The sequence below is a fragment of the Kitasatospora sp. NBC_01539 genome, from assembly GCF_045040525.1.
Lineage (GTDB): Bacteria > Actinomycetota > Actinomycetes > Streptomycetales > Streptomycetaceae > Kitasatospora.
In genome coordinates this window covers 3,149,115-3,174,751 of sequence record NZ_CP109390.1, presented here as the reverse complement: position 1 = coordinate 3,174,751, position 25,637 = coordinate 3,149,115, and the positions used below count along the sequence as shown (strand labels likewise).

The window sequence follows — 25,637 nt, the reverse complement described above, 5'->3', positions numbered from 1 at the left end:
GCCGATTGTCACAGCAGCGCCGTAGGGTGGTCGGCGTCATGACGAACGACTCCGAATCCCTGCCCCAGCCGGACGACGATGCCCCGGCCCCCGTCCCGCGTGCCCGGATCCCCGAGCTGCTGCACGCCGCCGTCGCCTCCGTCGGCGGCGTGGAACGTCCCGGCCAGGTCAGGATGGCCGAGGCCGTCGCCGACGCGGTCGACGAGGGCGAGCACCTGCTCGTCCAGGCCGGCACCGGCACCGGCAAGTCCCTCGCCTACCTGGTGCCCGCCCTCGCGCACGGCGACCGGGTGGTCGTCGCGACCGCCACCCTCGCCCTGCAACGCCAGCTCGTCGAACGCGACCTGCCGCGCACCGTCGACGCCCTGCACCCGGTGCTGCGCCGCCGGCCGCTCTTCGCGATGCTCAAGGGCCGCTCCAACTACCTCTGCCTGCACCGCGTGCACGAGGGCACCCCGGCGGACGAGGGCGAGGGCCTCTTCGACGCCGCCGAGGTGCTGGGCGGGCCGAGCAGCAAGCTCGGCCAGGACGTCCTGCGCCTGCGGGAGTGGGCCGAGGAGACGGACACCGGCGACCGCGACGACCTCTCCCCGGGCGTCTCCGACAAGGCGTGGGCCCAGCTCGCCGTCACCTCCTCGGAGTGCCTCGGCGCCACCAAGTGCCCCTACGGCCAGGAGTGCTTCGCCGAGGCCGCCCGCGAGCGCGCCAAGCTCGCGGACGTCGTGGTGACCAACCACGCCATGCTCGCGATCGACGCGATCGAGGGTGCCCCGGTGCTGCCCGAACACGGCCTGCTCATCATCGACGAGGCCCACGAGCTGGTGAACCGGGTCACCGGCGCCGCCACCGCCGAACTCACCGTGCACGCCGTCAACCGCGCCGTCCGGCGGGCCGCCAAGCTCGCCAACGAGAAGGCGGTCGACGCGCTGCAGGCCGCCGCGGAGAACTACCACGGGCTGATGGAGACGGCCCAGCCCGGCCGGGTCGAGGAACTGCCCGAGTACCTCGCGTACGCCGTGGGCGGGATCCGGGACGCGTGCCGGCAGATCATCACCTCGCTCGGGGAGACGCGCGACAAGGCGCTCAGCGACGAGGACGCCGTGCGCAAGCAGGCGATGGCCTCCGCCGAGCACCTCCACGAGACCGCCGCCCGCCTGCTGGAGGGCTCCGAGTACGACGTCGTCTGGATCGAGCGCAGCGACCGCTTCGGCATGGGCGCCGCCTCGCTGCGGGTCGCCCCGCTGAACGTCTCCGGGCTGCTCCGCGAGGGCCTCTACAAGGACCGCTCGGTCGTCCTGACGTCGGCCACGCTCAAGCTGGGCGGTGACTTCACCGGTGTCGCCGCCTCCGTCGGGCTGCCCGGCGAGGGCCGGCTGCCGGACGAACGCGCCGAGGGCGAACCGCAGCCCCCGGCCGGGGACGACCCGCCGCTGCTCTGGCGCGGGCTCGACGTCGGCTCGCCGTTCACCTACCCGAAGCAGGGCATCCTCTACGTCGCCCGGCACCTGCCGCCGCCCGGCCGTGAGCCGGACCGCCCGGAGATGCTCGACGAACTCGCCGAGCTGATCGGCGCGGCCGGCGGCCGCACCCTCGGCCTGTTCTCCTCGATGCGGGCCGCCCAGGCCGCCGCGGAGGCGCTGCGCGAGCGACTGGACAACCCGATCCTCCTGCAGGGCGAGGAGACGCTGGGCGAGCTGATCCGGACGTTCGCCTCGGACGCGGAGACGTGCCTCTTCGGCACGCTCTCGCTCTGGCAGGGCGTGGACGTGCCCGGTGCCGCCTGCCAGTTGGTCGTGATGGACCGCATCCCGTTCCCGCGGCCCGACGACCCGCTGATGAGCGCCCGGCAGAAGGCCGTGGAGGAGGCCGGCGGCAACGGCTTCATGGCGGTCGCCGCCACCCACGCGGCGCTGCTGATGGCGCAGGGCGCGGGGCGGCTGGTCCGGGCGGCGGAGGACAAGGGCATCGTCGCGGTGCTCGACCCGCGGCTGTCCACCGCCCGGTACGGCGGGTTCTTCCGCTCGTCGATGCCGGACTTCTGGTACACCACCGACCGCAACCAGGTGCGGCGGTCGCTCGCGGCGATCGACGCGGCGGCGCCGCCGGTGCGCCCGGTGGCGAAGCGGGGCTGAGCGGGCTGAGTACACGGCAGGGCCCGGAAGGTGCGCGTGCGCCTTCCGGGCCCTGCCGTGTACCGGCGCTGCCGCCGGTACTGCTGTCGAAGCCGCTGCGGTGCCGCTGCGGGTGTTGTGCGGGTCGGCGGCGGGTGGTGCTCGTCGCCGTCGGCGGTCAGAGGCGGCGGAGCACCGCGACGACCTTGCCGAGGATGGTCGCATTGTCGCCGGGGATCGGGTCGTACGCGGCGTTGTGCGGCATCAGCCAGATCTTGCCGTCCTCGCGCTTCAGCCGCTTGACGGTTGCTTCGCCGTCGATCATCGCGGCGACGATGTCGCCGTTCTCGGCGACCGGCTGGCGGCGCACGGTGACCCAGTCGCCGTCGCAGATCGCGGCCTCGATCATCGAGTCGCCGCGGACGGTCAGGGCGAACAGTTCGCCCTCGCCGACGAGCTGGCGCGGCAGCGGGAAGACGTCCTCGACCGTCTGCTCGGCGAGGATCGGGCCGCCGGCGGCGATCCGGCCGACGAGCGGCACGTACGAGGTGGACGGCCGGCCGGCCGTCTCGGCGGTGTTGGGGCGGGCGACCTCGACGCCGCGGACCTCGTACGCGCGGGGGCGGTGCGGGTCGCGGCGGAGGAAGCCCTTGCGCTCCAGGGCCATCAGCTGGTGGGCGACGGACGAGGTGGAGGACAGGCCGACGGCCTGGCCGATCTCACGCATGGAGGGCGGGTAGCCCCGGCGCTGGACGGAGTCCCTGATGACCTCGATCACGCGGCGCTGGCGTTCGGTCAGGCCGGCCTCGTCGGTGCGGATGCCGGGGGGGCGGCCGGGGAGGGAGCGGGTCGGGGTGGGCGCGCCGAGCACGGCATCCTGCACGGCAGCGTGCTCGATCGGCTGGCTACGGCTCATGCTGTGGTCCACGCCTTGCTGGTCCGTGGTGCGAGCGGAGCGCTCCTGCACCGGGATGGAGTTGCTCTTGAGATCTACGGTGTTCATGGCGGCCCCTCTTGGACAGGCGTTTCTCCCTTGCCCCGCTCAACTGGTGCCCCTATCGAAAGGTTGCGCCAAACACACGTTCGAGTGAATTATTTAGCACTCTGCTGACTCGATCAAGGCTTTGGGTGTACATCGATTAAATGTTCGACTCCGGCAGTCTATTTCACCCTTGCCGAAGATTTCGACCCGCTCGGTTCCGGACCTCGCCGAAGCCCCGGGAAAGCCGCTCTCCTGTCCGGCGTGGCGTGCCTCCGGGGACCAGATCTTGTGCCAGTCTCTCCGCGCGGGCCCACAGGTTGTGGTCGAGGTTGCTGTTGACCCGCATCCATCGCGTAGAGTGTCGTGGTCCGCTGCTACGCCGCCAGAGAGGGAGTCCCCAGGTGCACTGCCCCTTCTGCCGGCATCCGGACAGCCGTGTCGTGGACAGCCGCGCCAGTGACGACGGCAGTTCCATCCGCCGTCGCCGGCAGTGCCCCGACTGCGGTCGGCGGTTCACCACCGTCGAGACCGCGACCCTGATGGTGATCAAGCGCAGCGGGGTCACCGAGCCCTTCTCCCGGGAGAAGGTGATCTCGGGCGTCCGCAAGGCCTGCCAGGGCCGGCCGGTCACCGAGGACGCGCTCGCGCAGCTCGGCCAGCGGGTCGAGGAGTGCGTGCGCGCCTCCGGCAGCGCCGAGCTGTCCACCCACGACGTGGGCCTGGCCATACTCGGGCCGCTGAAGGAACTCGACGTGGTCGCGTACCTCAGGTTCGCGTCCGTGTACCGGGCCTTCGACGGCCTGGAGGACTTCGAGGCCGCCATCGCGGAGCTCCGCGCCGAACAGCCGTTCGTCCCGGAGGGCGGCACCGCGCTGCCCTCCCCCGCCGCCGCGCCCTGACCGGCGCGGCCCCCCCGGCCGTCCGCGGCCGAGGCGTGCCCTCACCGACGGCACACAACACCACACATCGTGCGAAAGCGGCCCGTGTCCGAGGCTGCCCGCACACCAGGAGAAGCGAACCACCGGGTGCCCCGTAAGCCGGAAGCATCGGGGCGTCCAGGGCGTTTGCCCAGGAGGAGGAGAAGAAGTGACAGACACGACGAGCGGTTCCGCACGCGGGTCGAAGTCCGATAAGGCGACCAAGGGGGCCGGCAAGGCTCCCAAGGGCGGTCTGCGGATCGAGCGCATCTACACCACCCCTGGCGTCCACCCCTACGACGAGGTCACCTGGGCGCGCCGCGACGTCGTCATGACCAACTGGCGTGACGGCTCGATCAACTTCGAGCAGCGCGGCGTCGAGTTCCCCGACTCCTGGTCGGTCAACGCGGTCAACATCGTGACCTCGAAGTACTTCCGCGGCGCGGTGGGCACCCCGCAGCGCGAGTGGAGCCTCAAGCAGATCATCGACCGCGTGGTGCTGACCTACCGCGCCGCCGGCGAGAAGAACGGGTACTTCGCGTCCCCGGACGACGCCGAGGTCTTCGAGCACGAGCTGACCCACGCCCTCCTCCACCAGGTCTTCAGCTTCAACTCGCCGGTCTGGTTCAACGTCGGCACCAAGCAGCCCCAGCAGGTGTCCGCCTGCTTCATCCTGGCCGTCGACGACTCCATGGAGTCGATCCTCGACTGGTACAAGGAAGAGGGCATGATCTTCAAGGGCGGCTCCGGCGCCGGCCTCAACCTCTCCCGCATCCGCTCCTCCAAGGAGCTCCTCTCCTCCGGCGGCAACGCCTCCGGCCCGGTCTCCTTCATGCGCGGCGCCGACGCCTCCGCCGGCACGATCAAGTCCGGCGGCGCCACCCGCCGGGCGGCGAAGATGGTCGTGCTCGACGTCGACCACCCGGACGTCGAGGCCTTCATCGAGACCAAGGTGAAGGAGGAGGAGAAGATCCGCGCCCTGCGGGACGCCGGCTTCGACATGGACCTGGGCGGCGACGACATCGCGTCCGTCCAGTACCAGAACGCCAACAACTCCGTCCGCGTCTCGGACGAGTTCATGACCGCGGTCGAGAACGGCACCGAGTTCGGCCTGCGCGCCCGCATGACCGGCGAGGTCATCGAGACCGTCGACGCCAAGAAGCTCTTCCGCAAGATGGCCGAGGCCGCCTGGGCCTGTGCCGACCCCGGCATCCAGTACGACTCGACCATCAACCGCTGGCACACCTGCCCGGAGTCCGGCCGCATCAACGCGTCCAACCCGTGCTCCGAGTACATGCACCTGGACAATTCCAGCTGCAACCTCGCCTCGCTCAACCTGATGAAGTTCCTGCGCGACGACGACACCTTCGACGCCGCGACCTTCGCCAAGGTCGTCGAGCTGGTCATCACCGCGATGGACATCTCCATCTGCTTCGCCGACTTCCCGACCGAGAAGATCGGCGAGACCACCCGCGCCTACCGCCAGCTCGGCATCGGCTACGCCAACCTCGGCGCCCTGCTGATGGCCACCGGCCACGCGTACGACTCCGAGGGCGGCCGCGCGCTCGCCGGCGCCATCACCTCGCTGATGACCGGCACCGCCTACCGCCGCGGCGCCGAACTCGCCGGCGTCGTCGGCCCGTACGACGGCTACGCCCGCAACGCGGCCCCGCACCAGCAGGTCATGCGGCAGCACGCCGACGCGAACGCCGCCTCCGTGGCCGTCGACGACCTCGACGCCCCGGTCTGGGCCGCAGCCACCGACACCTGGGGCGACGTGCTCCGCCTCGGTGCGCAGAACGGCTTCCGCAACGCCCAGGCGTCCGTGCTGGCCCCGACCGGCACGATCGGCCTGATGATGGACTGCGACACCACCGGTGTCGAGCCGGACCTCGCCCTGGTGAAGTTCAAGAAGCTCGTCGGCGGCGGTTCGATGCAGATCGTCAACGGCACGGTGCCGCGCGCCCTCCAGCGCCTCGGCTACCAGCCGGAGCAGGTCGAGGCGGTCGTCGCGCACATCGCCGAGAACGGCAACGTCATCGACGCCCCCGGCCTCAAGGCCGCGCACTACGAGGTCTTCGACTGCGCGATGGGCGAGCGCTCCATCTCGCCGATGGGCCACGTGCGGATGATGTCGGCGATCCAGCCGTGGATCTCCGGCGCCATCTCCAAGACGGTCAACATGCCGCAGGACGCCACCGTCGAAGAGGTCGAGGAGATCTACTTCGAGGCGTGGAAGCTCGGCGTGAAGGCGCTCGCGATCTACCGCGACAACTGCAAGGTCGGCCAGCCGCTCTCCGCCAAGACCAAGACCCCCGCGGTCGAGGAGAAGCCGGCGGCGCCCGTCGCCGCGGTCGAGAGGGTCGTCGAGTACCGGCCCGTCCGCAAGCGCCTCCCCAAGGGCCGCCCGGGCATCACCACCTCCTTCACGGTCGGTGGCGCCGAGGGCTACATGACGGCCAACTCCTACCCGGACGACGGCCTCGGCGAGGTCTTCCTCAAGATGTCCAAGCAGGGCTCGACCCTCGCGGGCATGATGGACGCCTTCTCCATCGCCGTCTCCGTCGGCCTGCAGTACGGCGTGCCGCTGGAGACGTACGTCTCGAAGTTCACCAACATGCGCTTCGAGCCGGCCGGTCTGACCGACGACCCGGACGTGCGGATGGCGCAGTCGATCGTCGACTACATCTTCCGCCGCCTGGCGCTCGACTTCCTGCCGTTCGAGACGCGTTCCGCGCTCGGCATCCACTCGGTGGAGGAGCGCACCCGCCACCTGGAGACCGGCTCCTACGAGCCCGTCGAGGAGGACGTCGACGTCGAGGGCCTCGCGCAGTCCGCGCCGCTCGCGGCCGCCCCCAAGGCGGTGGAGCCCGTGGTCGAGAAGCCGAAGGCCGCCCCGGCGAAGGCCCACAACTCCACGGAACTCGTGGAGATCCAGCTCGGCCTCAACGCCGACGCGCCGCTCTGCTTCTCCTGCGGCACGAAGATGCGCCGCGCCGGCAGCTGCTACCTCTGCGAGGGCTGCGGCTCGACCAGCGGCTGCAGCTGATCACGGGCACCCCGCGGGTGTAGCCCGGGGAAGAGCGGTGGAGCCGGTTGCGGGCTCCACCGCTCTTCCCGTGCACGGTGCCCGCTGCTTCAGGGAACCGCCCGGGGGCGGCGGAGACGTCGATCGTCTCCGCCGCCCCCGGCGTGTCCGGGGCCGGGCCCGGATCAGGGGCGGGGGGTCTCCGAGGAGGGCGCGCCCGCGGCGGCGGACCGGGGTGCCGGGCGGCGGAGCAGGACCGCGCTGACGACGAGGGCGGCGGCGAGGAGGCCGGCACCGGTGCCGAAGGCGAGGTGGAAGCCGGCCGTCAGGGCCTCGGCCCGGGCGTGGCCGTCGGCGGTGAGGCGGTCGGCGCGGGCGGTGGCGAGGCTGGAGAGGACGGCGACTCCGAGCGCGGCGCCGACCTGCTGCGTGGTGTTGAAGAGGCCGGACGCCGCTCCGGCGTCCTCGGGCCCGGCGCCGGACATGCCGAGCACGGTGAGGCCGGAGAGGACGAGCCCGCCGCCGCCGGCGAGCAGCATGGTGGGCAGCAGGTGCAGTGCGTAGTCGGCGTGCACGGGGAGTCGTGCGAGCAGGGCGAGGGCGGCGGTCAGCAGGGTGAGCCCGGCGAGCAGGGTGGCGCGTTCGCCGAAGCGGGCGTTGAGCCGGGCGGAGAGGCCGAGCGAGACGCCGCCGATGAGGACGGCTGCGGGGAGCAGGGCCAGGCCGGTGGCGAGCGGGCCGTAGCCGAGGACGTTCTGCAGGTAGAGGGCCGTGAGGATCTGGAAGCCGAACATCGCGGCGATGGCGAGCACCTGGACGAGGTTGGCGACGGTGACGTTGCGGGAGCGGAACGTGCGGAGCGGCAGGAGCGGCCGGTCGGTGGTGGCCTGACGGGCCACGAACGCGGCGAGCAGGGCGGCGGAGACGCCTGCCTCGCCGAGGGTGCGGGGGGAGGTCCAGCCGTGGGCGGCGGTTCCGACGATGGTGTGGACGGTGAGCATCAGGCCGGCGGTGACCAGCAGGGCGCCGAGGAGATCGGCGCGTCCGCCGGACAGGCCGGGCCCGCGGTCGTCGGCGAGGACGCGCAGGGCGACGACGGCGGCCGTCAGTCCGATCGGCAGGTTGATGAAGAAGATCCAGTGCCAGTCGGCGGCCTCGGTGAGGATACCGCCGAGGACCTGGCCGATGGAGGCCCCGGTGGCTCCGACGAAGCTGAACGCACCGATGGCGCGGGCCCGTTCGGCGGGTTCGGGGAAGAGCGTGACGATCATGCCGAGGCTGACGGCGGAGGCCATGGCGCCGCCGGCGCCCTGTCCGAACCGGGCGGCGACCAGCATCTCGCGGCTGGTGGCGAGGCCGCAGAGCAGCGAGGCGAGGGTGAAGACGGCGATTCCGGCGACGAAGATCCGGCGGCGGCCGAGGAGGTCGCCGAGGCGTCCGGCGAGGAGGAGCAGGCCGCCGAAGGCGATGGCGTAGGCGTTGACCGTCCAGGTGAGGTCGGCGGGGGAGAAGTCCAGGTCGCGCTGGATGGCCGGGAGGGCGACGGTGACGATGCTGCCGTCCAGGATGACCATGAGCATGGCTGCGCAGAGCACCGCGAGGGCGGCCCGGCGGGAACCGGCGGGCGCCTCGGTGGGCCGCGTGCGGGGGGTGGTGCGCGGGGTGGTGAGGGCGTGCGGGCGCATGGCGTCGCCTCCTGCTTCGTCGGGAACAGGTGAGACGCTAGCAGATGGTTTTGTACGGGACTATCTTTTTCGGGATCAGCTCCGGGCCCGGCGTGCCCGCCGCACCGGGCGGCCGGACTCCACCGGGGTGGCGAGGATGCCCTCCGACAGTCGTGCCAGCGCCCGGGCGAACACCTCCCGCTCGTCGCCGGGCAGGGCGTCGAGCACCTCCTGGTGCACCCGGTCGGCGATCCCCGCGCCCGCGGCCACGGCCACCTCGCCGGTCGGGGTGACGTGGATGATCCGGGCTCGGCGGTCGGTGGTGGACGGCCTCCGCTCGGCCAGCCCGGCCTGTTCGAGCTCGTCCACCGTGACGACCATCGTGGTCTTGTCGAGGTCCGAGAGCTCGGCGAGCTGGATCTGGGTGCGCTCCTCCTCCAGGGCGTGGTGGAGGACGCAGAAGGCGCGCGGTGAGATGCCGAGCTCGCCGAAGGCGGCCGTCATCCGGGTGGCGAGGACGTGGCTCGTGTGGGCCAGCAGGGCCGAGACGTCGGTGACCTGGGGGCCTGGGGTGCTCGTGCTCATGCTGCGAGGGTAGCAATTCCGGACGGTCCGGGATTATCCCGTCGCGGACGTTCCCTCCCGGCGCCGCGGGGGCCGGTGCGGCTCGGGCCGCGGCGCGGGGGCGGGGTGGCCGCCGGACGCATTTGTTGGCATGTTACTGACGAACACGGGGCGCTGGGGGGAGCGCGCGGAGGCAGGCTCGACTTCTGGAGGTGGCGGCGGGATGAGCTTCGGTTGGCATGCGCGCCGGGTGGCGGACCCGGCGCTGCCGCTGCGGGCGCGGGTGGCGGCGCTGCGCTCGTGCGTGCAGCTGTACCGTCCGTTCGGTTTCAACGGCACGCTCGACCGGTTGGCCGGGCTGGCCGGCCCGTACCAGCGGGACGAGGCCGCGCTGCTGCGTGCGCTGGCCGTGCTGGAGGCGGACCGGGCCCGCTGGCTGGCGGAGTTGGAGGCGTACGCCCGTTCGCGGCGGACCGGCAAGCGGCGTGGGCGAAGAACGCCGGCGGACGGTGAGCGGAACCCCAACGACCGGGCCCACTGGTCGACGTAGCGACGTGGACGGCACCGGCGCAGGTGTCAACCTGGGTTGACATTCGCATGATGTCAACCTAGGTTGACGTCATGAGCGAGACGAAACAGCTCGCGGCGGACGCGAGCAGCCGCGACCCCGCGATCGGCCTCCGGGCCGTCCGGGCCCTGCGTGACCTCGCCGACCGACTGGAGGACCTCCAGGTCGGCAACGCCCGCGCACAGGGATGGTCCTGGCAGGAGATCGCCTCCTGCCTGGGCGTCAGCCGGCAGGCGGTGCACAAGAAGTACGCGCGCCGGATCTTCGGTTCGAGAGAGGAGGGCTGACCATGTTCGAACGGTTCACCGACAGCGCGCGACGCGTCGTGGTGCAGGCCCAGCAGGAAGCGCAGGAACTCCGGCACGAGCGGGTGGGCACCGAACACCTCCTGCTCGCCCTGGTCCGCGAACCCGCCACCCCGGTGGCCGAGTTGCTGGCCGGCGTGGGCCTCGACCACCCGGCCGTCCGCGCCGGCGTGCGGCGACTGGCCGGCGGCGACGTCGACGGCCCGGCCCTGGCCGCCATCGGCGTCGACCTGGACGCCGTCCGGGAGGCCGTCGAATCGGCCTTCGGGGAGGGGGCGTTGGAGCGGAAGCCGGTCTCCGGACGGCGCGAGCGCACCCGCAGCAGGTTCGCGGCCGACGCCCGCCGGACACTGGAACTCTCGCTGCGCGAGACGGTCCGGCTCAAGGGCCGCGAGATCTCCGACGGCCACATCCTGCTCGGCCTGCTGAGGGAGGAGCGGGGCCTCGGCGGCCAGGTGATCTCCGCCCACGGCGTGGACGTCGTCCGGCTCCGCCGGGAGGTGGAGGCCGCTCTCGTCTGATCCGGGTCGCCGCCCGCCCGCCGCCCGCCGCCCGCCGCCCGCCGCCCGCCGCCCGCCGCCCGCCGCCCGCCCGCCGGTGACCGGCGGGCGGCGGCGGGATGGTGGATCCGTGGAGGCCTGGTGGAGGCGTCGGGTGGTGCAGGTGCGGAGCGTCCGGGGATCGCGACGGGCAGTCAACTCGCGCGTCGAGGACCGAAGCTGAATGGTTATGATCTGCTGACCGCGTGTACCGATCAAATGCCCGGTGCGCGCCACGGGTGCGCCTCCGGTCGTCCGGCGCGCGGTCGTCCGTTCCGCAGCCGACGCCCGCACGAGGACCCAGACTGATGAGAGCCCGCACGCGCCCCGCCCGGGCAGCGACCCAGGGACACGACGGCGGGCCCGCGATCCGGGCCGCGGCCGGGATCGTCCTCGGAGCCGGGGCCGCCGCGGCCGCCCTCGCCCTCACCCCCTCGACCCACCGCGCCGCCGTCGCCGGAGCCCTGGCCGTCACCACCGCCCTCTGGTGCCTCCTCGTGTGGCACGCCGCCCGCCTCGACGGCCGTGCCCGGCAGGCCGAGCGCCGACTCGCCGACACCCGCCGCGAACTCGCCGAGCGCACCGCCTCCGCAGGCACCCTGCAGGCCGAACTCAACGCCGCCCACACCACCGCGGGCGCACTCCGGGCCGCCCTCGTCACCGCCCAGGCCGAGGCCCGCGAGGACCGCGCCGACCTCGCGCACGCCCACGCCGTCGAGGAATCCCTGCGCGACGAACTCGCCCGCCTGCACGAGGCCCACACCACCGCCGTCCGCGAGCGCACCGAACTCACCGCGCTGCGCGACACGGTGCTGCCCGACGTGGTCACCCGCCTGCGCGCCGGGGCCTCGGTCGACTCCGTGCTCGCCCGGCACGACCTCCCCGTGCACCACGCCCTGCTGCGCCACATCGCCGTCGAGGTCTCCCGCGGCGAGCGCCAGCGGGCCGCCGCCCTGGCCGTCTGCGCCACCGCTGCCGGACGCGTCCAGGCGCTGGCCACCAGCATGCACGCCGAACTCCGCGAGATGCAGCACCGGCACGGCGACGAGGTCCTCGGCGACCTCCTCGCCCTCGACCACTCCACCGCCCAGGTCGGCCGGATGGCCGACTCCATCGCCGTGCTCACCGGCGCCCGCTCCGGCCGCCGCTGGACGAAGCCGATCGGCGTCGAGTCGATCCTGCGCGGCGCCCTCGGACGGATCGGCGCCTACCAGCGCGTCCGCCTGCACGCCGCCTCCACCGCCGCCGTCGCGGGCTTCGCCGCCGAGGGCGTCATGCACGCCCTCGCCGAACTCCTCGACAACGCGGCCAACTTCTCCGCCCCGCCGGCCGAGGTGCACGTCTACGTCGAGGAGGTGCACTCCGGCCTCGTCATCACCGTCGAGGACGGCGGCCTCGGCCTCAGCGAGAGCTGGCTGCGCCGCGCCGAACACGCCGTCTCCGCGGAGCCGCTGGACCTCACCGCACTCTCCGCCGGCACCCGGCTCGGCATGGCCGTCGTCGGCTCGCTGGCCCGCAAGCACGACCTGTCGATCTCCTTCCGCCCCTCCGCCCGGGGCGGCACGGGCGTCGTCGTGCTGATCCCCGAGCAACTCGTCACCCACCCCGCGCCCGTGCTGACCAAGGCCCTCGCGGCGGCCGACCGCCGCAGCGCCACCCCCGCACTCCCCGCGGCCCGCCCGGCGCAGGCCGTCCGCCCGGCGCCGGAGACCGCGCAGACCCCCGCCGGCGCCCGCACCGGGGCCGGCCACGACGCCCCGGCCGCCCCCGGGACCGGCCTGCCGCAGCGTCGCCGCGGCCAGACCCTGGCGGCCGCCGCCCCGGAGGCCGAGCCCACCCCGGCACCGCGCTCCGACCGCGCCTCGGCGGCCCTCTCGGCCGCCCGGTTCGGCGCCTTCCGCAAGGCCCTGCAAGGGGCCGAGTCCCCCGACGCCCATCCGAAGGACGATGCCTGATGAGCAGCAGCACCGACCGCGACCTCGACTGGCTCCTGGAGAACCTGCTGAGCGCCACCCCCGGTGCCCGGCACGCCCTGGTGCTCTCGGCCGACGGCCTGAAGCTCTGCCACACCGCCGGCCTCGGCGCCGACCGCGCCGACCAGCTCGCCGCCATCGCCTCCGGGATGCAGAGCCTCGCGCACGGCGCCTCCATGGAGTTCGGCGACCGCAGCGGCGGCGTCCGGCAGTCGATGACCGAGTTCCACGGCGGCATCCTGTGCATCGTCGCCGCCGGTGAGGGCGCACACCTCGCCGTGGTCACCGACGACGACGCCGACGTCGGCGTCGTCGGGCACAACATGCAGGGGCTGATCGAGCAGATCGGGGTGTTCCTGAGCGCCCCGCCGCGCGAGACCGAGGCCGGGGTGTGACCCGGCAGCTGCCCGGCCGGGACGAGGACCCGGACCGGCTCTACACCGTGACCCGCGGCCGCAGCCGGCCGCCGGAGCACGCGTTCGACCTGGTGACGCTGATCGTCGCCGAGCAGGAGCCCGTGCCCGGCATGCAGTCCGAGCACGCCCGCATCCTCACCCTGTGCGCCGACCCGATCGCCGTCGTGGAGATCGCCGCCGAACTCGGCCTGCCGGTGAGCGTGGTGAGGATCCTGCTCGGCGACCTGCTGGAGACGGGCCGGATCACCGCCCGCCATCCGCGGTTCGCGCCCACCAAGGCCCGGCTGCCCGACCTCGACACGCTGAAGCAGGTACTGCATGGTCTCCAACAGCTCTGACACCGCCGCCCCGGCCAGAGCGCCGCTGAGCAGCACCGCGACGAACGGTCTGAAGATCGTCGTGGTGGGCGGCTTCGGCGTCGGCAAGACCACGCTCGTCGGCTCGGTGAGCGAGATCCGCCCGCTCAACACCGAGGAGACCATGACCCGGGCGGGGGAGGGCATCGACGACCTCTCCGGCATCCAGGACAAGCGGTCGACCACGGTGGCCTTCGACTTCGGGCGCATCACGCTCAACGCCGAGAACGTGCTCTACATCTTCGGCGCGCCCGGGCAGGAACGCTTCTGGTTCCTGTGGGACCGGCTCTTCAGCGGCGCGCTCGGCGCGGTCGTGCTGGTGGACACCCGCCGGCTGGAGGAGTCCTGGTACGCCATCGACCGGCTGGAGCACCACGGCACGCCGTTCGTGGTCGCCCGCAACAACTTCGGGCCGCAGGAGCACACCCTCGACGAGATCAGGGCCGCCCTCGACCTCGGCGCCCACGTGCCGCTGATCGACTGTGACGCCCGGGACCGCACGTCGAGCAAACAGGTGCTGATCGAACTCGTCCGCCACCTGCAGCACCTGGCCCAGGCCCAGACCACCGGAGAGGACACCCCGTGACCGAGCCCGCGTCCACCCCGCCGCCCGGCTGCCCGGCCCACGCGGACGCGGCGCCGCTGTACGGGCCGCGGTTCCAGACCGACCCGGGCGCCGTCTACCAGGAGCTGCGCGACCGGCACGGCCCGGTCGCCCCGGTGGAGCTGGCCGGCGGCGTCCCGGCCTGGCTGGTCATCGGCTACCGCGAGCTCCAGCTCGTGACCGGCCGGCCCAAGGTGTTCGGCCGCGACTCCACCCGCTGGAACCAGTGGCCGCACATCCCCGAGGACTGGCCGCTCAAGCCGATGATGGCGCCCGTCCCGTCGATCCTCTACACGGAGGGCGCCGAGCACCAGCGCCGCAGCGCCGCCGTGACCGACGCCCTGGCGGGCATCGACCCGTACGAGCTGCGCAGCATCTCCGAGGAGGTCGCGGACCGCCTCGTCGACGGCTTCGCGGGCCGCGGCGAGGTCGACCTCGTCGCCGAGTACGCACACCGGATGCCGCTGATGGTCCTCTGCCGGGTGCTCGGCCTCGACGAGGACGAGGCGCCGGTGCTGATCAAGGGCCTGCTGGCGATGCTCGACGGCGGCCCCGACGCGCAGGAGGGCGCGCAGCAGCTGCTGTCCGTCATGCAGGGCCTGGTGCGGCACCGCCGGGAGCGACCCGCCGCCGACCTCGCGTCGCGGCTGCTCGCGCACGAGGCCGGGCTCAACGACGACGAGCTGATGCGCGACCTGCGGGTGCTGCTCATCGCCGGCCACCAGCCGTGCGCGTACTGGATCTCCAACGCGCTGCGGCTCATGCTCACCGACGACCGCTTCGCCGCCTCGCTCTCCGGCGGACGGCGGTCGATCGGGCAGGCACTCGGCGAGGCGCTCTGGGAGGACCCGCCGACGCAGATCTTCGCGGGCCGCTGGGCCACCCGGGACGTACAGCTCGGCGGGCAGCAGATCGCCAAGGGCGACATGGTGCTCCTCGGCTTCGCCGGGGCCAACGCCGACCCGACGGTCCGCGACGACGCCGGCCGCCCCGCCGAGGGCAACCGCGCCTACCTGAGCTTCTCCTACGGCGACCACGGCTGCCCCTACCCGGCGCGGGAGGCGGCCGAGGTGATCGCCGCCACGGCGATCGAGGTGCTGCTGGACCGCCTGCCGGACATCCGTCTCGCGGTCTCCGAGAGCGCCCTCGTGTGGCGTCCCTCGGCGTGGGTGCGCGGCCTGATGGCCCTGCCGGTGGCGTTCACGCCCGGCTACGTCGCGGGGTGACCCGGGAGGGCGGCGGCGGGAACGGGGGTTCCTGGAGTGACGATTCCCCTGGAGGGGCGATGACGGCCGAGCCGATCGTGATGGACCCGCTGGCGCGGGACAACGCCGCGGAGGGCGCGCTGCTGCGCGCCGCGGGCCCGGTGGTGCCGGTCGAGCTGCTGGGCGTGCGCGGCTGGGCCGTGACCCGGCACGCGGAGGCCCGGCGGTTGCTGACCGACGCCCGGCTGGTGAAGGACGCCACGCACTGGGGGGCCCACCGGAGGGGCGAGGTGCCGGCGACGTGGCCGCTGATCGGCCTCGCCGTCCCGGGCCCGTCGATGGTCACCACGGACGGTGCCGCGCACCGCCGCCTGCGGGCGATCGTCGCGCAGGCGTTCACCCCGCGGCGGGTCGAGCTGATGCGGCCCCGGATCGAGCGGATCACCGCCCGGCTGCTCGACGAGGTGGAGGCGGCCGGCCCGGTCGTCGACCTCAAGACGGCGTTCGCCTTCCCGCTGCCGATGTCGGTGATCGGCTGGCTGCTCGGCGTGCCGGAGCACGACCACGCGTACATCCGCGAGCTGTACGAGCGGTTCTTCTCCAGCACCACCCGGCCGGCGGACGTGCCCGCCACCATCGCGGCCCTCAACGCGCTCGTGGCGGACCTGGTGGCCCGCCGCCGTGCCGATCCCGGCGACGACCTGATCAGCGCACTGCTGGCGGCCGACGTCGAGGGCGGCGCGCTGAGCGACGCGGAGGCCGCCGCCACCCTGCGGGTGATCATCGCGGCGGGGCACGAGACGACGGTCAACCTGATCACCAACGCGGTGCGGGCGCTCCTGGCGCATCCGGACCAGCTGGAGCTGGCCCGTGCGGGTGAGGTGGCGTGGTCCGCGGTGGTCGAGGAGTCGCTCCGCTGGACGCCTCCGACGAGCAACTTCCTGTTCCGTTTCACCACCGAGGACGTCGCGGTCGGGGAGGTCGTGATCCCGGCCGGCGACGCGGTGCTGATCTCCTACAACGCCATCGGCCGCGACCCCCTGCAGCACGGTGTCACCGCCGAGCTGTTCGACGTCACCCGGGCCCCCTCCCGGCACCTGTCCTTCGGGCACGGCCCGCACGTGTGCCCGGGCTCCCCGCTGGCCCGGCTGGAGGCGGTCGTGGCGCTCCCGGTGCTGTTCGCGCGCTTCCCGCGGCTCCGGCTCGCGGTCGGCGAGGGAGATCTGCGGCCGAACCCGACGATGGTGGTCAACAGCCTGAGGGAACTGCCCGTCAGGCTCTGACCGGCGACGGAGGGCCGCCGGGGACGGCGGCCCTCCAGCACGGCCGTATTACGACCGGGACACCGCGTGATGAAGGTCGAACGTGGATCTTGGCGTGGGGTAACCCGTGAGTTAACGTCTTCAAGCCAGCGACTGCTGGGCACAGCCCGATCAACCGGTTCAGCGCAGTGTTGTTCTGTCTTACGGCCGGCATCTCGGTGCCCTGGCGAGGAGGACCGCATTGACCACCACGACGATCGCCTGCGAGGCCTGCCGATGACTCCCCACACGCGGCGGCGCCTGCTGGCCGCCCCCGCCGTACTCGCCCTGGCACTCACTGCGGCGTGTTCGAACAGCTCCTCGAAGGACGACTCCGGTTCGTCCGCTGCACCGACCCTCACCGGCGACTGCGCCCAGTTCCAGCAGTACGCGGGCCATGCGGGCAAGAAGGTGACGATGTTCGCATCGATCCTCAGCCCGGAGTCCGACTCGCTGGAGAAGTCCTGGGCCGACTTCAGCAAATGTACGGGCATCAAGATCTCGTACGAGGGATCCAACGACTTCGAGTCCCAGCTCCCCGTCCGGGTGAGCGGCGGCAACGCCCCGGACTTCGCGATCATCCCCCAGCCGGGCCTGCTCGCCCAGATGGTGAAGACCGGGAAGGTCGCCAAACCGCCGGCGCAGACCGTCACCAACGAGGACAAGTGGAGCCCGGTCTGGAAGACCTACGGCTCCGTCAACGGCACCTTCTACGCGGCGCCGATGAGCGCCAACATGAAGTCGCTGGTCTGGTACTCGCCGAAGTCGTTCAAGCAGGCCGGCTACGAGGTGCCCAAGACCTGGGCCGAGCTGATGGGCCTCAGCAACAGGATCGCCACCTCGGGCGGCGCCAAGCCGTGGTGCGGCGGCATCGCCTCCGGCACCGCGACCGGCTGGCCGGCCACCGACTGGGTCGAGCAGGCCGTGCTCGGCTCGTACGGCGGTGACGTCTACGACCAGTGGGTCTCCCACAAGATCAAGTTCAGCGACGCACAGATCACCGGTTCGATGAAGACGGTGGCCGACTGGATGCAGAACCCGGCGTTCGTCAACGCGGGCATCGGCGATGTGAAGTCGATCGCCACCACGACCTTCCAGGACGCGGGCACGCCGATCCTCACCAACAAGTGCGCGATGCTGCAGCAGGCGTCGTTCTACCGCGCGCAGTGGCCCAAGGGCACCAAGATCGACCCGGACGGCGACATCTTCGCCTTCCACCTGCCGGCGGTGAACCCCGAGATCAAGAACCCGGTCATCGGCGGCGGCGAGTTCCTGGCCGCGTTCTCCGACCGGCCCGAGGTGCAGGCCGTGCAGAACTACCTGTCGAGCAGCGACTGGGCGAGCAGCCGGGTCAAGACGACGCCCGGCTGGGTCTCCGCCAACCAGGGCGTGGACAAGAGCCTCTACACGGACCCGATCGACAAGCTGTCCGCCGAGGCGCTGACCGACCCGGCGGCCACCTTCCGGTTCGACGCCTCCGACCTGATGCCGGCCGCCGTCGGTGCGGGCCAGGAGTGGAAGTCGTTCACGGCGTGGTTCGCCGAGGGCCAGTCCATCCAGAAGGTGGCGGCCGACATCGACGCGGCCTGGCCGCAGTAACCGTCGGTCACCCCGGGCAGCGCGGGTTCCACCCACCCGCGCTGCCCCTCCCCATGTCCGAGGAAGGACCCTCCGCATGCCCACGGCACCGGTGTACGCCGTCCACCTCGCCGACTCGGCGTGGACGGACGCGACGATCAAGCTCGGCAACAGCGTCGGCGCGGTCGCCGGCTTTCTCGGCATCCTGCTCCTGGTCTTCTTCGCCGCTGGCCGGGCGAGCGGACGGCTCTCCCGGCCGCTGTCGATCGGCGTCATGCTGGGCCCGGCCGCGCTGCTGCTGGTGATCGGCCTCATCGTCCCGCTCATCCGCACGGTGTACCTGAGCTTCTACAACGACGACTCGACGAAGGCGGTCGGCGGCCGCAACTACGGCTGGGCGTTCACCACCGACTCGATCCACCAGGTGCTGTGGAACACTTTCCAGTGGCTCGTCATCGCCCCGCTGGCGGCCACCGGGGCGGGCCTGCTGCTCGCCCTGCTGGTCGACCGGATGCGCGGTCAGGCGGTCTACAAGTCGCTGCTGTTCATGCCGATGGCGATCTCCCTCGTCGGCGCGTCGATCATCTGGAAGTTCGTCTACGAGGACCGCGACCCCTCCCAGCCGCAGGTCGGCCTGCTCAGTCAGCTGGCCATCAGCCTCGGCTGGGACGACCCGCCGAACTGGATCCTCAGCCACCCCCTGAACAACTTCCTGCTCATGATCGTCATGGTGTGGGTGCAGACCGGGTTCGCGATGGTCGTCCTGTCGGCGGCGATCAAGGCCATCCCGGACGAGATCACCGAGGCCGCCCGGCTCGACGGCGCCCGCGGCTTCCAGCTCTTCCGGCACGTGACCATCCCGATGATCCGCACCACCCTGGTGGTGGTGCTCACCACGGTCATGATCACCACACTCAAGGCCTTCGACATCGTGCGGACGATGACCGGCGGCAACTTCGGCACCCAGGTGCTCGCCAACGAGATGTACTCGCAGTCCTTCGTGCAGTTCAACGTCGGGCACGGCAGCGCACTCGCGGTGATCCTCTTCCTGGCCGTGACCCCTCTGGTGGTCTACAACATCGTCCAGCTGCGCAAGGAGCGTGAGCACCGATGAGCGCCAAGCTCTCCCCGGCCACGCCCGCCGAGGGCGCGCCGCCCGCGCGGTCCGTACGGCGCGCGTTCAGCAGCCCGCTGGCCTCGCTGTTCATGATCGTGGTCACCGTGCTCTGGACCGTCCCCACGATCGGCCTCCTGGTCACCTCGGTGCGACCGGAGGAGGACGTCGCGACCAGCGGCTGGTGGACGTTCTTCACCGATCCGAACGCCACGCTGGACAACTACCACACGGTGCTGTTCGAGGGCGGGTTCGGCGTCAGCGGCGGCCTGCTGCCGTACCTGGTCAACTCGGTGGCGATCAGCATCCCGGCGACGATCTTCCCGCTGGTGCTCGCCGCGATGGCCGCGTACGCGCTCGCCTGGGTGCGGTTCCGCGGCAGCGACGTGGTGTTCTTCCTGATCTTCGCGCTGCAGATCGTGCCGCTGCAGATGGCGCTGATCCCGCTGCTCCAGCTGTTCTCCGGCGGCGCCCACCTGGGCTCGGTCACGATCATCCCGGCCTTCGACCTGAGCGGGACGTACGCGCCCGTGTGGCTGGCGCACACGATGTTCGCGCTCCCGCTGGCGATCTTCCTGCTGCACAACTTCATCGCGCAGCTCCCGCGGGACCTCATGGAGGCCGCCATCGTCGACGGCGCCTCGCACTTCAAGATCTTCCGGTCCATCGTGCTGCCGCTGTGCACGCCGGCGCTCGCCTCGTTCGCGATCTTCCAGTTCCTCTGGGTGTGGAACGACCTGCTGGTCGCCCTCACCTACGCGGGCGGCACGCCCGAGGTGGCGCCGATGACCGTACGGCTGGCACAGCTCACGGGCTCCTTCGGCGGCCGCTGGGAGCTGCTGACCGCAGGCGCGTTCCTGTCGCTGATCATTCCGCTGATCGTCTTCTTCGCCCTCCAGCGGTACTTCGTCCGGGGCCTGCTCGCGGGTTCCGTGAAGGGCTGACGCGACCCGCGGATCCGCACGCGCCCACGGGCCGCGGCCGCCGGGCCCGCCGGCCCGATCGCCCACAGACCCCGAACGCCCGCCGCCCCTGATCCGGGTCGGCGGGCGTTCCGTCTGACTGTGCGTGACATGGCCCAGGAATGTGCGGATTTCGAGGACGCGCCCCTCGCCCGACCGGTAGACCGGTAGCGGCAGTTCCGCCTTTGATCCGGTGATCGGAATATGGGGGATGGCGTGAGGTTCAGAAGACGACTGGCCGGTCTGGTGGCCGCCGTACTGGCCGGGGCCGCGCTGGCCACCGGGCCCGCCGCGGGACCGGCGGCAGCGGCGGGCACCGCGACCCTCGGCAGCACCGCGATCGGCGGCTCCACCGATTCGGGTGACTCCAACCACATCAACACCTCCCGGTTCGTCACCGGCTCCACCGGCGGCACCGTCACCGGCATCAGCGTGCACGTCGGTGCCGTCGGCACGGCACCCAACAACCAGTACCAGGTAGCGGTCTACGCCGACGCCGCCGGAAAGCCCGGCGCGCTCGTCGCCTCCAGCCCCGCCGGCACCCTCACGGCCAACGCCTGGAACACCCTCGCCCTCAGCGCCCCGCTCACCGCCAACACCGCGTACTGGCTGGCGTACAACACCAACGGCACGAGCGGCGCCGTCAACAACCTGCACTACGCGAGCGGCGGCACCAGCGGCTACTCCACCGGCGGCACCGCCTACGGCACCTGGCCCGCCGCCTTCGGCGCGATGAGCTCCATGAGCGCCACCTTCTCCATCTACGCCACCTACACGCAGGACGGTGGCGGCACCACCCCGCCCGGCAGCGGCCCCGGCACCGAGGGCCCGATCCTGCTGGTCGGCAGCGCCGCCAGCCCGTACACCGCGTACTACGCGGAGATCCTCAAGGCCGAAGGCCTCAACTACTACCGGCGGACCGACCTCGCGGACGTCACCGCCACCACGCTCGCCGCCCACGACGTGGTGCTCCTCGCCGAGACGGCCCTCACCGCCGCCCAGGTCTCGATGTTCACCACCTGGACCAACGGTGGCGGCCGGCTGATCGCCATGCGCCCCGACAAGCAGCTCGCCGGCCTGCTCGGCCTCACCGCGACGACCGGCACCCTCGGCGACGCCTACCTCAGGATCGACACCGCCGCCGCCCCGGGAACCGGCCTCACCGCCGACACCATCGGCTTCCACGGCACCGCCGACCGCTACACCCTCAACGGCGCCACCGCCGTCGCCACCCTCTACGACGACGCCACCACCGCCACCGCCAACCCGGCCGTCACCCTGCGCACCGCCGGCAGCGGCCAGGCCGCCGCCTTCACCTACGACCTCGCGAAGTCCGTCGTGCAGACCCGCCAGGGCAACATCGCCTGGGCCGGGCAGCAGCGCGACGGCACGGACGGCTACGAGGCCGCCGAGATGTTCTTCGGCACCAACGGCCAGGCCGACTGGAACGACCTCGGCAAGGCGCTGATCCCGATCGCCGACGAGCAGCAGCGGCTCCTCGCCAACCTCGTCGGCCTGATGGACGCACCGAAGAAGCCGCTGCCCCGATTCTGGTACTTCCCGCGCGACGTGAAGGCCGTCGTCGTGATGAGCGGCGACGACCACGGCATCGGCGGCACCGTGGGCCGCTGGGACAGCTACATCGGACAGTCGCCCGCCGGATGCTCCGTCGCGGACTGGGAGTGCGTGCGCGGCTCCTCGTACATCTACACCAACGACCCGATGACCGCAGCGCAGGCCCAGGCCTACACCGACGAGGGCTTCGAGGTGGGCGTGCACGTCACGACCAACTGCAAGCCGTGGGGCACCCCCGCCGACCTGCAGAGCCTCTACAGCAGTCAGCTGACCGCCTGGAAGGCCAAGTACGGTTCGCTGCCCGGCCCGTCGAGCAGCCGCACGCACTGCGTGGAGTGGGACGACTGGGCGACGCAGGCGAAGACCAAGCTCGCCAACGGCATCCGGCTCGACATGGACTACTACTACTATCCGTCGGCCCTCGTGCAGGACCGGCCCGGCTACTTCAACGGCACCGGCATGATCATGAAGTTCGCCGACACCGACGCCGGCGTCATCGACGAGTACCAGGCCACCACACAGCTCACCGACGAGTCCGGACAGTCCTACCCGTCGACGATCACCGCGCTGCTCGACGGCGCGTACGGCAGCAAGGGCTACTACGCGGCGATCGGTGCCAACATCCACACGGACTTCGCCGCCTCCAGCGCCTCCGACGCGGTCATCGCCGCCGCCAGGGCCCGCGGAGTGCCGGTGGTCTCCGGTCGCCAGATGCTCACCTGGCTCGACGGCCGCAACGGCTCCGCCTTCACCGGTCTCGCCTGGAGCGGCTCCTCGCTCACCTTCGGCATCACCGGCGGCACCCGCGGCCTGCGCGCCATGGTGCCGGTCAACTCCGCCTCGGGCACGCTCACCGGGATCTCCCGGCAGGGACAGGCCGTGCCGTACCGGATCGAGACGATCAAGGGCACGGCCTACGCCTTCTTCGACGGCACGGTCGGCTCGTACACCGCCGTCTACGGCCAGGACGCCACCGCACCCACCGTCACCGGGACCACCCCGGCCACCGGCGCGACCGGGGTGTCCGCCACCGGACCGGTGAAGTTCTCCTTCAGCGAGCCGCTGGACGCGGCGACGGTCACCTCCGCGGCCGTCACCCTGCGGACGACCACCGGCGGCACGCCGGTCGCCGGCACCGTCACCTACGACGCGGCCACCAGCACGGCCGTCCTCACCCCGAGTGCCGCACTCGCCCTGACGACCGGTTACACCGCCACCGTCCAGGGGGTGAAGGACGTCGCGGGCAACACTCTGGCCGGTCCGGTGAACACCGCGTTCACCACGGCGGGGGCCCCGCCGCTGACCATCGGCTCCAGCGCGGTCGGCACCCTCACCGACGACACCGACTCCAACCACCTGAACGGGTCCAAGGTCACCACCGGCTCGTCCCCGGTGACGCTCACCTCGCTCAGCGTGCACGTCGGGACCGTCAGCGCGGCGCCCAACAACCAGTTCCAGCTGGCCGTCTACAGCGACAGCTCCGGATCGCCGGGCACGCTGCTCGTCCCGACCGCCTCCGGCACGCTGACGCCCAACGCCTGGAACCCGGTGCCGGTCTCCTTCACGCTGGCGGCGAACACCACGTACTGGTTCGTCTACAACAGCAACGGGACCGGCTCCACCGTCAACAACATGCACTTCTCGACCGGTGCCGCCGGCTCCGGCGCCTACAGCAACGCGGTGGTGCCGTTCGGCACATGGCCCGCCACGTTCGGACCGGCGGTGAAGGACACCCTCGTCTACTCGCTCTACGGCGCCTACTGACGCCGGGTCGGCGGAGGGGGCTTGTGTCACAACTCTGCGACACAAGCCCCTCCCCGGGCATTTGAACCTGTTCAGAAATATCTCGGTCGGCTTAGAGTCGCGATCATCGCCGCGGGGCCGAACACCTGGATCCCGTGTGCCCCGCCACGTCCGAGGGGGACTCATGTCGAACCAGCCCGAGCAGAATCCGCCCGAGCCCACGCCACGTCCGGACCCCACGCCTGCCGACCTCACGCCCACGGACCCCTCGGTCGCCGATGGTCCGGTCGCCGATCCTCCGGGTGCGGGGTCCGTTCCTGCGGCTGTCCCGGTCGCCCCGGCCCCGGCGTCCTCGTCGGCCGACCCGGCGGCGGCCGCCGGACCGGTGCCCGAGGCCCCGGTGTCGTCCGTGAAGGCCTCCGCCCGGCCCGCGCAGAGCAGTGCGGCACCGTCCTCGCCGCGTCCGCCGTCCTCGACCCCGGCGCCGTCCGCACCGGGGGCCGGGTCCCCGCCGTCGGGCGTCCGTCCGGCGGCCCCGGCGGGCTCGCGGGTGCCGCCGCAGGGCGCCTTCGGGGCGGGCGGGGTCTGGGCGCCGCCCGCCAAGGCGCCGGACCCCGCGTGGATCGCCGCCACCGCACCGACCCGTCCGGCGTTGCCGGGGTTCGGCGTGGTGGGCGCAGGCGTGGCGGCCGGTCTGCTGGCGGCGGCCCTCCTCTCCGAGGGTCTCGGTGTCAACGTCCTGATCTGGGCCGTCGTCGGCGCCGTCGGGGCCGCCCTCGCCTCGGCCGCCGCAGGGCGCCGGGTCAGGCCGTGGACGGTCGTCTGGACGCTCTCGGCGCTGGTGCTGCTGCTCGTACCCGCCCTCACGGAGGCGTCCTGGCCGGTGGTCCTGGCCGTGCTCGCCGCGACCGCCGCCGGGTCGCTCGCCCTGCACGGTGGACGCCGCTGGCCCGGCGTCCTCCTGGGGGCGGTCGGCCTGTGGTCGCACCTGATCCCCGGCCTGGCGTGGGCGGTCGTGGCGCTGCGTACCCGCCGCTACCCGGCCCGGGCGCGGATGGCCTCGGTGGCCAAGGCCGCGGGCGTCTCCCTGGTGCTGCTGCTGGTCTTCGGCGGGCTCTTCGCGAGCGCGGACGCGGCCGTCGCCGAGCTCCTCGGCGACCTGCTGCCCGACGTCGACGTCGACGACTCGCCGATGCGGCTGCTGATGTTCCTCGTGGGGCTGCTGCTGGCGCTCGGTGCCGCGCACACCGCGGCCGGTCCGCGCCGCTTCGACCGCTACCCCGTGACGCCGGCCCGTGAGCGCGGCCGCCTGGAGTGGGGTCTGCCGATCGTCCTGCTGAACCTGCTGTTCGGAGGCTTCGCCGCCGTCCAGGCCGTGGTGTTCGTCGGCGGCTACGAATCGGTCATGCGCAAGCCGGGGGTCATTCCCGCCGAGTACGCCCGGCAGGGGTTCTGGCAGCTGCTGATCGTCACGCTGCTCGTTCTGGTCGTCGTGGCCCTCGCCCGCCGGTGGGCCCCGCGGACGACGCCGCGGGACCGCTGGACGTCCACCGGGCTGCTCGCGCTGCTGTGCGCGCTGACCCTGGTCGTGGTCGGCTCGGCCCTGTACCGGATGCACCGCTACGTCGACGTGTTCGGGTTGACCCGGCTGCGGATCTCGGTGGCCGCCGTCGAGATCTGGCTCGGTGCGGTGCTCGTCCTGGTGATCGTCGGCAGCATCACCGCCTCGGCGCGCTGGCTTCCGCGCGCTGTGGTGCTGAGCGCCGTGGCCGCCACCGCGGTCTTCGGGCTGATCAGCCCCGACGCTCTGATAGCCGAGCAGAACGTCCGCCGCTACGAGCACTCGGACACGATCGACGTCGCCTATCTGCGGAGCCTCTCCGCCGACGCGGTGCCCGCGCTGGACCGGCTCACCGGTGACCGCCGTACCTGCGCCCTGCAGGAGATCGCGCAGGCACTCGACGAGGAACACCTGCCCTGGTACGCGACGAGCCTGTCCGAGGCCAGGGCTCGGGAGATCCTCCGTGACCGGCCGGTGCCCTCCGACCGGGCGGCGTGCGTCAGGGCGGGCGTGTCGCTGTACCGCTCGGTGGACGGCTACTGACGGCCGGTGCGGCGGCGGACCCGGGGGC

At 72.3% G+C, this 25,637-nt stretch carries 20 protein-coding genes; 17 read left to right on the top strand and 3 right to left on the bottom strand.

The window, feature by feature from the left end; all coding sequences use genetic code 11:
• Positions 1-38 precede the first annotated feature (38 nt).
• Positions 39-2,132, top strand: coding sequence for an ATP-dependent DNA helicase (locus OG335_RS13495; RefSeq protein WP_405011348.1), 2,094 nt, complete (start codon positions 39-41; stop codon positions 2,130-2,132).
• A gap of 157 nt (positions 2,133-2,289) precedes the next feature.
• Here the strand turns inward: OG335_RS13495 and lexA are convergent, their stop codons facing one another.
• Entirely contained in the window at positions 2,290-3,027 is a 738-nt protein-coding gene (gene lexA / locus OG335_RS13490; protein WP_405015383.1) for a transcriptional repressor LexA, read from the bottom strand.
• Positions 3,028-3,494: 467 nt separating this feature from the next.
• On the opposite strand from lexA, the gene nrdR reads away from it, so the two are divergent.
• Together nrdR and OG335_RS13480 are read left to right on the top strand one after the other, a co-directional pair.
• Positions 3,495-3,992 (top strand): transcriptional regulator NrdR, encoded by a 498-nt coding sequence (gene nrdR / locus OG335_RS13485; protein WP_405011347.1) that lies wholly within the window; start codon positions 3,495-3,497, stop codon positions 3,990-3,992.
• A gap of 187 nt (positions 3,993-4,179) precedes the next feature.
• Positions 4,180-7,059, top strand: a complete 2,880-nt coding sequence (locus OG335_RS13480; protein ID WP_405011346.1) for a vitamin B12-dependent ribonucleotide reductase — start codon at positions 4,180-4,182, stop codon at positions 7,057-7,059.
• Between the two features lie 164 nt (positions 7,060-7,223).
• On the opposite strand, the gene OG335_RS13475 is transcribed toward OG335_RS13480, so the two are convergent.
• On the bottom strand, positions 7,224-8,723 hold the full coding sequence (locus OG335_RS13475; RefSeq protein ID WP_405011345.1) for a DHA2 family efflux MFS transporter permease subunit: 1,500 nt from the start codon (positions 8,721-8,723) through the stop codon (positions 7,224-7,226).
• A 75-nt stretch (positions 8,724-8,798) separates the two neighbouring features.
• Positions 8,799-9,287 (bottom strand): MarR family winged helix-turn-helix transcriptional regulator, encoded by a 489-nt coding sequence (locus OG335_RS13470; RefSeq protein WP_405011344.1) that lies wholly within the window; start codon positions 9,285-9,287, stop codon positions 8,799-8,801.
• A gap of 202 nt (positions 9,288-9,489) precedes the next feature.
• On the opposite strand from OG335_RS13470, the gene OG335_RS13465 reads away from it, so the two are divergent.
• The 14 genes from OG335_RS13465 (at position 9,490) to OG335_RS13400 (ending at position 25,609) form a co-directional block, all read left to right on the top strand.
• A complete protein-coding gene (locus tag OG335_RS13465) occupies positions 9,490-9,816 on the top strand; it encodes a hypothetical protein (RefSeq protein ID WP_405011343.1) in 327 nt (108 codons plus the stop codon).
• Positions 9,817-9,887: 71 nt separating this feature from the next.
• Positions 9,888-10,121, top strand: a complete 234-nt coding sequence (locus OG335_RS13460) for a helix-turn-helix domain-containing protein (protein WP_405011342.1) — start codon at positions 9,888-9,890, stop codon at positions 10,119-10,121.
• Positions 10,122-10,123: 2 nt separating this feature from the next.
• Positions 10,124-10,660, top strand: coding sequence for a Clp protease N-terminal domain-containing protein (locus tag OG335_RS13455; RefSeq protein WP_405011341.1), 537 nt, complete (start codon positions 10,124-10,126; stop codon positions 10,658-10,660).
• 326 nt (positions 10,661-10,986) lie between these two features.
• Positions 10,987-12,633 carry an ATP-binding protein gene (locus OG335_RS13450; RefSeq protein WP_405011340.1) on the top strand — a complete coding sequence of 549 codons (1,647 nt, stop codon included), beginning with the start codon at positions 10,987-10,989 and terminating at the stop codon, positions 12,631-12,633.
• Entirely contained in the window at positions 12,633-13,046 is a 414-nt protein-coding gene (locus tag OG335_RS13445; protein ID WP_405011339.1) for a roadblock/LC7 domain-containing protein, read from the top strand. The genes OG335_RS13450 and OG335_RS13445 overlap by 1 nt, the downstream gene beginning before the upstream one ends.
• Positions 13,043-13,405, top strand: coding sequence for a DUF742 domain-containing protein (locus OG335_RS13440; RefSeq protein WP_405011338.1), 363 nt, complete (start codon positions 13,043-13,045; stop codon positions 13,403-13,405). Before OG335_RS13445 ends, OG335_RS13440 begins: the two co-directional genes overlap by 4 nt.
• Positions 13,386-14,009 (top strand): GTP-binding protein, encoded by a 624-nt coding sequence (locus OG335_RS13435; protein ID WP_405011337.1) that lies wholly within the window; start codon positions 13,386-13,388, stop codon positions 14,007-14,009. The genes OG335_RS13440 and OG335_RS13435 overlap by 20 nt, the downstream gene beginning before the upstream one ends.
• Positions 14,006-15,253, top strand: a complete 1,248-nt coding sequence (locus OG335_RS13430; protein ID WP_405011336.1) for a cytochrome P450 — start codon at positions 14,006-14,008, stop codon at positions 15,251-15,253. Before OG335_RS13435 ends, OG335_RS13430 begins: the two co-directional genes overlap by 4 nt.
• 59 nt (positions 15,254-15,312) lie before the next feature.
• Complete coding sequence (locus OG335_RS13425; RefSeq protein ID WP_405011335.1) at positions 15,313-16,515, top strand: cytochrome P450; 1,203 nt, start codon at positions 15,313-15,315, stop codon at positions 16,513-16,515.
• A gap of 255 nt (positions 16,516-16,770) precedes the next feature.
• On the top strand, positions 16,771-18,132 hold the full coding sequence (locus tag OG335_RS13420; RefSeq protein WP_405011334.1) for an ABC transporter substrate-binding protein: 1,362 nt from the start codon (positions 16,771-16,773) through the stop codon (positions 18,130-18,132).
• 76 nt (positions 18,133-18,208) lie between these two features.
• The gene (locus OG335_RS13415) at positions 18,209-19,225 is read left to right on the top strand and encodes a carbohydrate ABC transporter permease (RefSeq protein WP_405011333.1); all 1,017 of its coding nucleotides are present in this window, start codon (positions 18,209-18,211) and stop codon (positions 19,223-19,225) included.
• The gene (locus OG335_RS13410) at positions 19,222-20,169 is read left to right on the top strand and encodes a carbohydrate ABC transporter permease (protein WP_405011332.1); all 948 of its coding nucleotides are present in this window, start codon (positions 19,222-19,224) and stop codon (positions 20,167-20,169) included. The genes OG335_RS13415 and OG335_RS13410 overlap by 4 nt, the downstream gene beginning before the upstream one ends.
• 234 nt (positions 20,170-20,403) lie before the next feature.
• Positions 20,404-23,526 carry an Ig-like domain-containing protein gene (locus OG335_RS13405; protein WP_405011331.1) on the top strand — a complete coding sequence of 1,041 codons (3,123 nt, stop codon included), beginning with the start codon at positions 20,404-20,406 and terminating at the stop codon, positions 23,524-23,526.
• 388 nt (positions 23,527-23,914) lie between these two features.
• Complete coding sequence (locus OG335_RS13400) at positions 23,915-25,609, top strand: DUF4173 domain-containing protein (RefSeq protein WP_405011330.1); 1,695 nt, start codon at positions 23,915-23,917, stop codon at positions 25,607-25,609.
• Positions 25,610-25,637: the final 28 nt, after the last annotated feature.

What these genes read in the sequence shown, in the direction of transcription:
- OG335_RS13420 (WP_405011334.1), top strand. Translation starts at nt 16,771, where the DNA reads ATGACTCCCCACACGCGGCGGCGCCTGCTGGCCGCCCCCGCCGTACTC.
- OG335_RS13455 (WP_405011341.1), top strand. Translation starts at nt 10,124, where the DNA reads ATGTTCGAACGGTTCACCGACAGCGCGCGACGCGTCGTGGTGCAGGCC.
- OG335_RS13445 (WP_405011339.1), top strand. Translation starts at nt 12,633, where the DNA reads ATGAGCAGCAGCACCGACCGCGACCTCGACTGGCTCCTGGAGAACCTG.
- OG335_RS13465 (WP_405011343.1), top strand. Translation starts at nt 9,490, where the DNA reads ATGAGCTTCGGTTGGCATGCGCGCCGGGTGGCGGACCCGGCGCTGCCG.
- OG335_RS13435 (WP_405011337.1), top strand. Translation starts at nt 13,386, where the DNA reads ATGGTCTCCAACAGCTCTGACACCGCCGCCCCGGCCAGAGCGCCGCTG.
- lexA (WP_405015383.1), bottom strand. Translation starts at nt 3,027, where the DNA reads ATGAGCCGTAGCCAGCCGATCGAGCACGCTGCCGTGCAGGATGCCGTG.
- OG335_RS13495 (WP_405011348.1), top strand. Translation starts at nt 39, where the DNA reads ATGACGAACGACTCCGAATCCCTGCCCCAGCCGGACGACGATGCCCCG.
- OG335_RS13410 (WP_405011332.1), top strand. Translation starts at nt 19,222, where the DNA reads ATGAGCGCCAAGCTCTCCCCGGCCACGCCCGCCGAGGGCGCGCCGCCC.
- OG335_RS13415 (WP_405011333.1), top strand. Translation starts at nt 18,209, where the DNA reads ATGCCCACGGCACCGGTGTACGCCGTCCACCTCGCCGACTCGGCGTGG.
- OG335_RS13475 (WP_405011345.1), bottom strand. Translation starts at nt 8,723, where the DNA reads ATGCGCCCGCACGCCCTCACCACCCCGCGCACCACCCCCCGCACGCGG.
- OG335_RS13460 (WP_405011342.1), top strand. Translation starts at nt 9,888, where the DNA reads ATGAGCGAGACGAAACAGCTCGCGGCGGACGCGAGCAGCCGCGACCCC.
- OG335_RS13470 (WP_405011344.1), bottom strand. Translation starts at nt 9,287, where the DNA reads ATGAGCACGAGCACCCCAGGCCCCCAGGTCACCGACGTCTCGGCCCTG.
- OG335_RS13425 (WP_405011335.1), top strand. Translation starts at nt 15,313, where the DNA reads ATGACGGCCGAGCCGATCGTGATGGACCCGCTGGCGCGGGACAACGCC.
- OG335_RS13450 (WP_405011340.1), top strand. Translation starts at nt 10,987, where the DNA reads ATGAGAGCCCGCACGCGCCCCGCCCGGGCAGCGACCCAGGGACACGAC.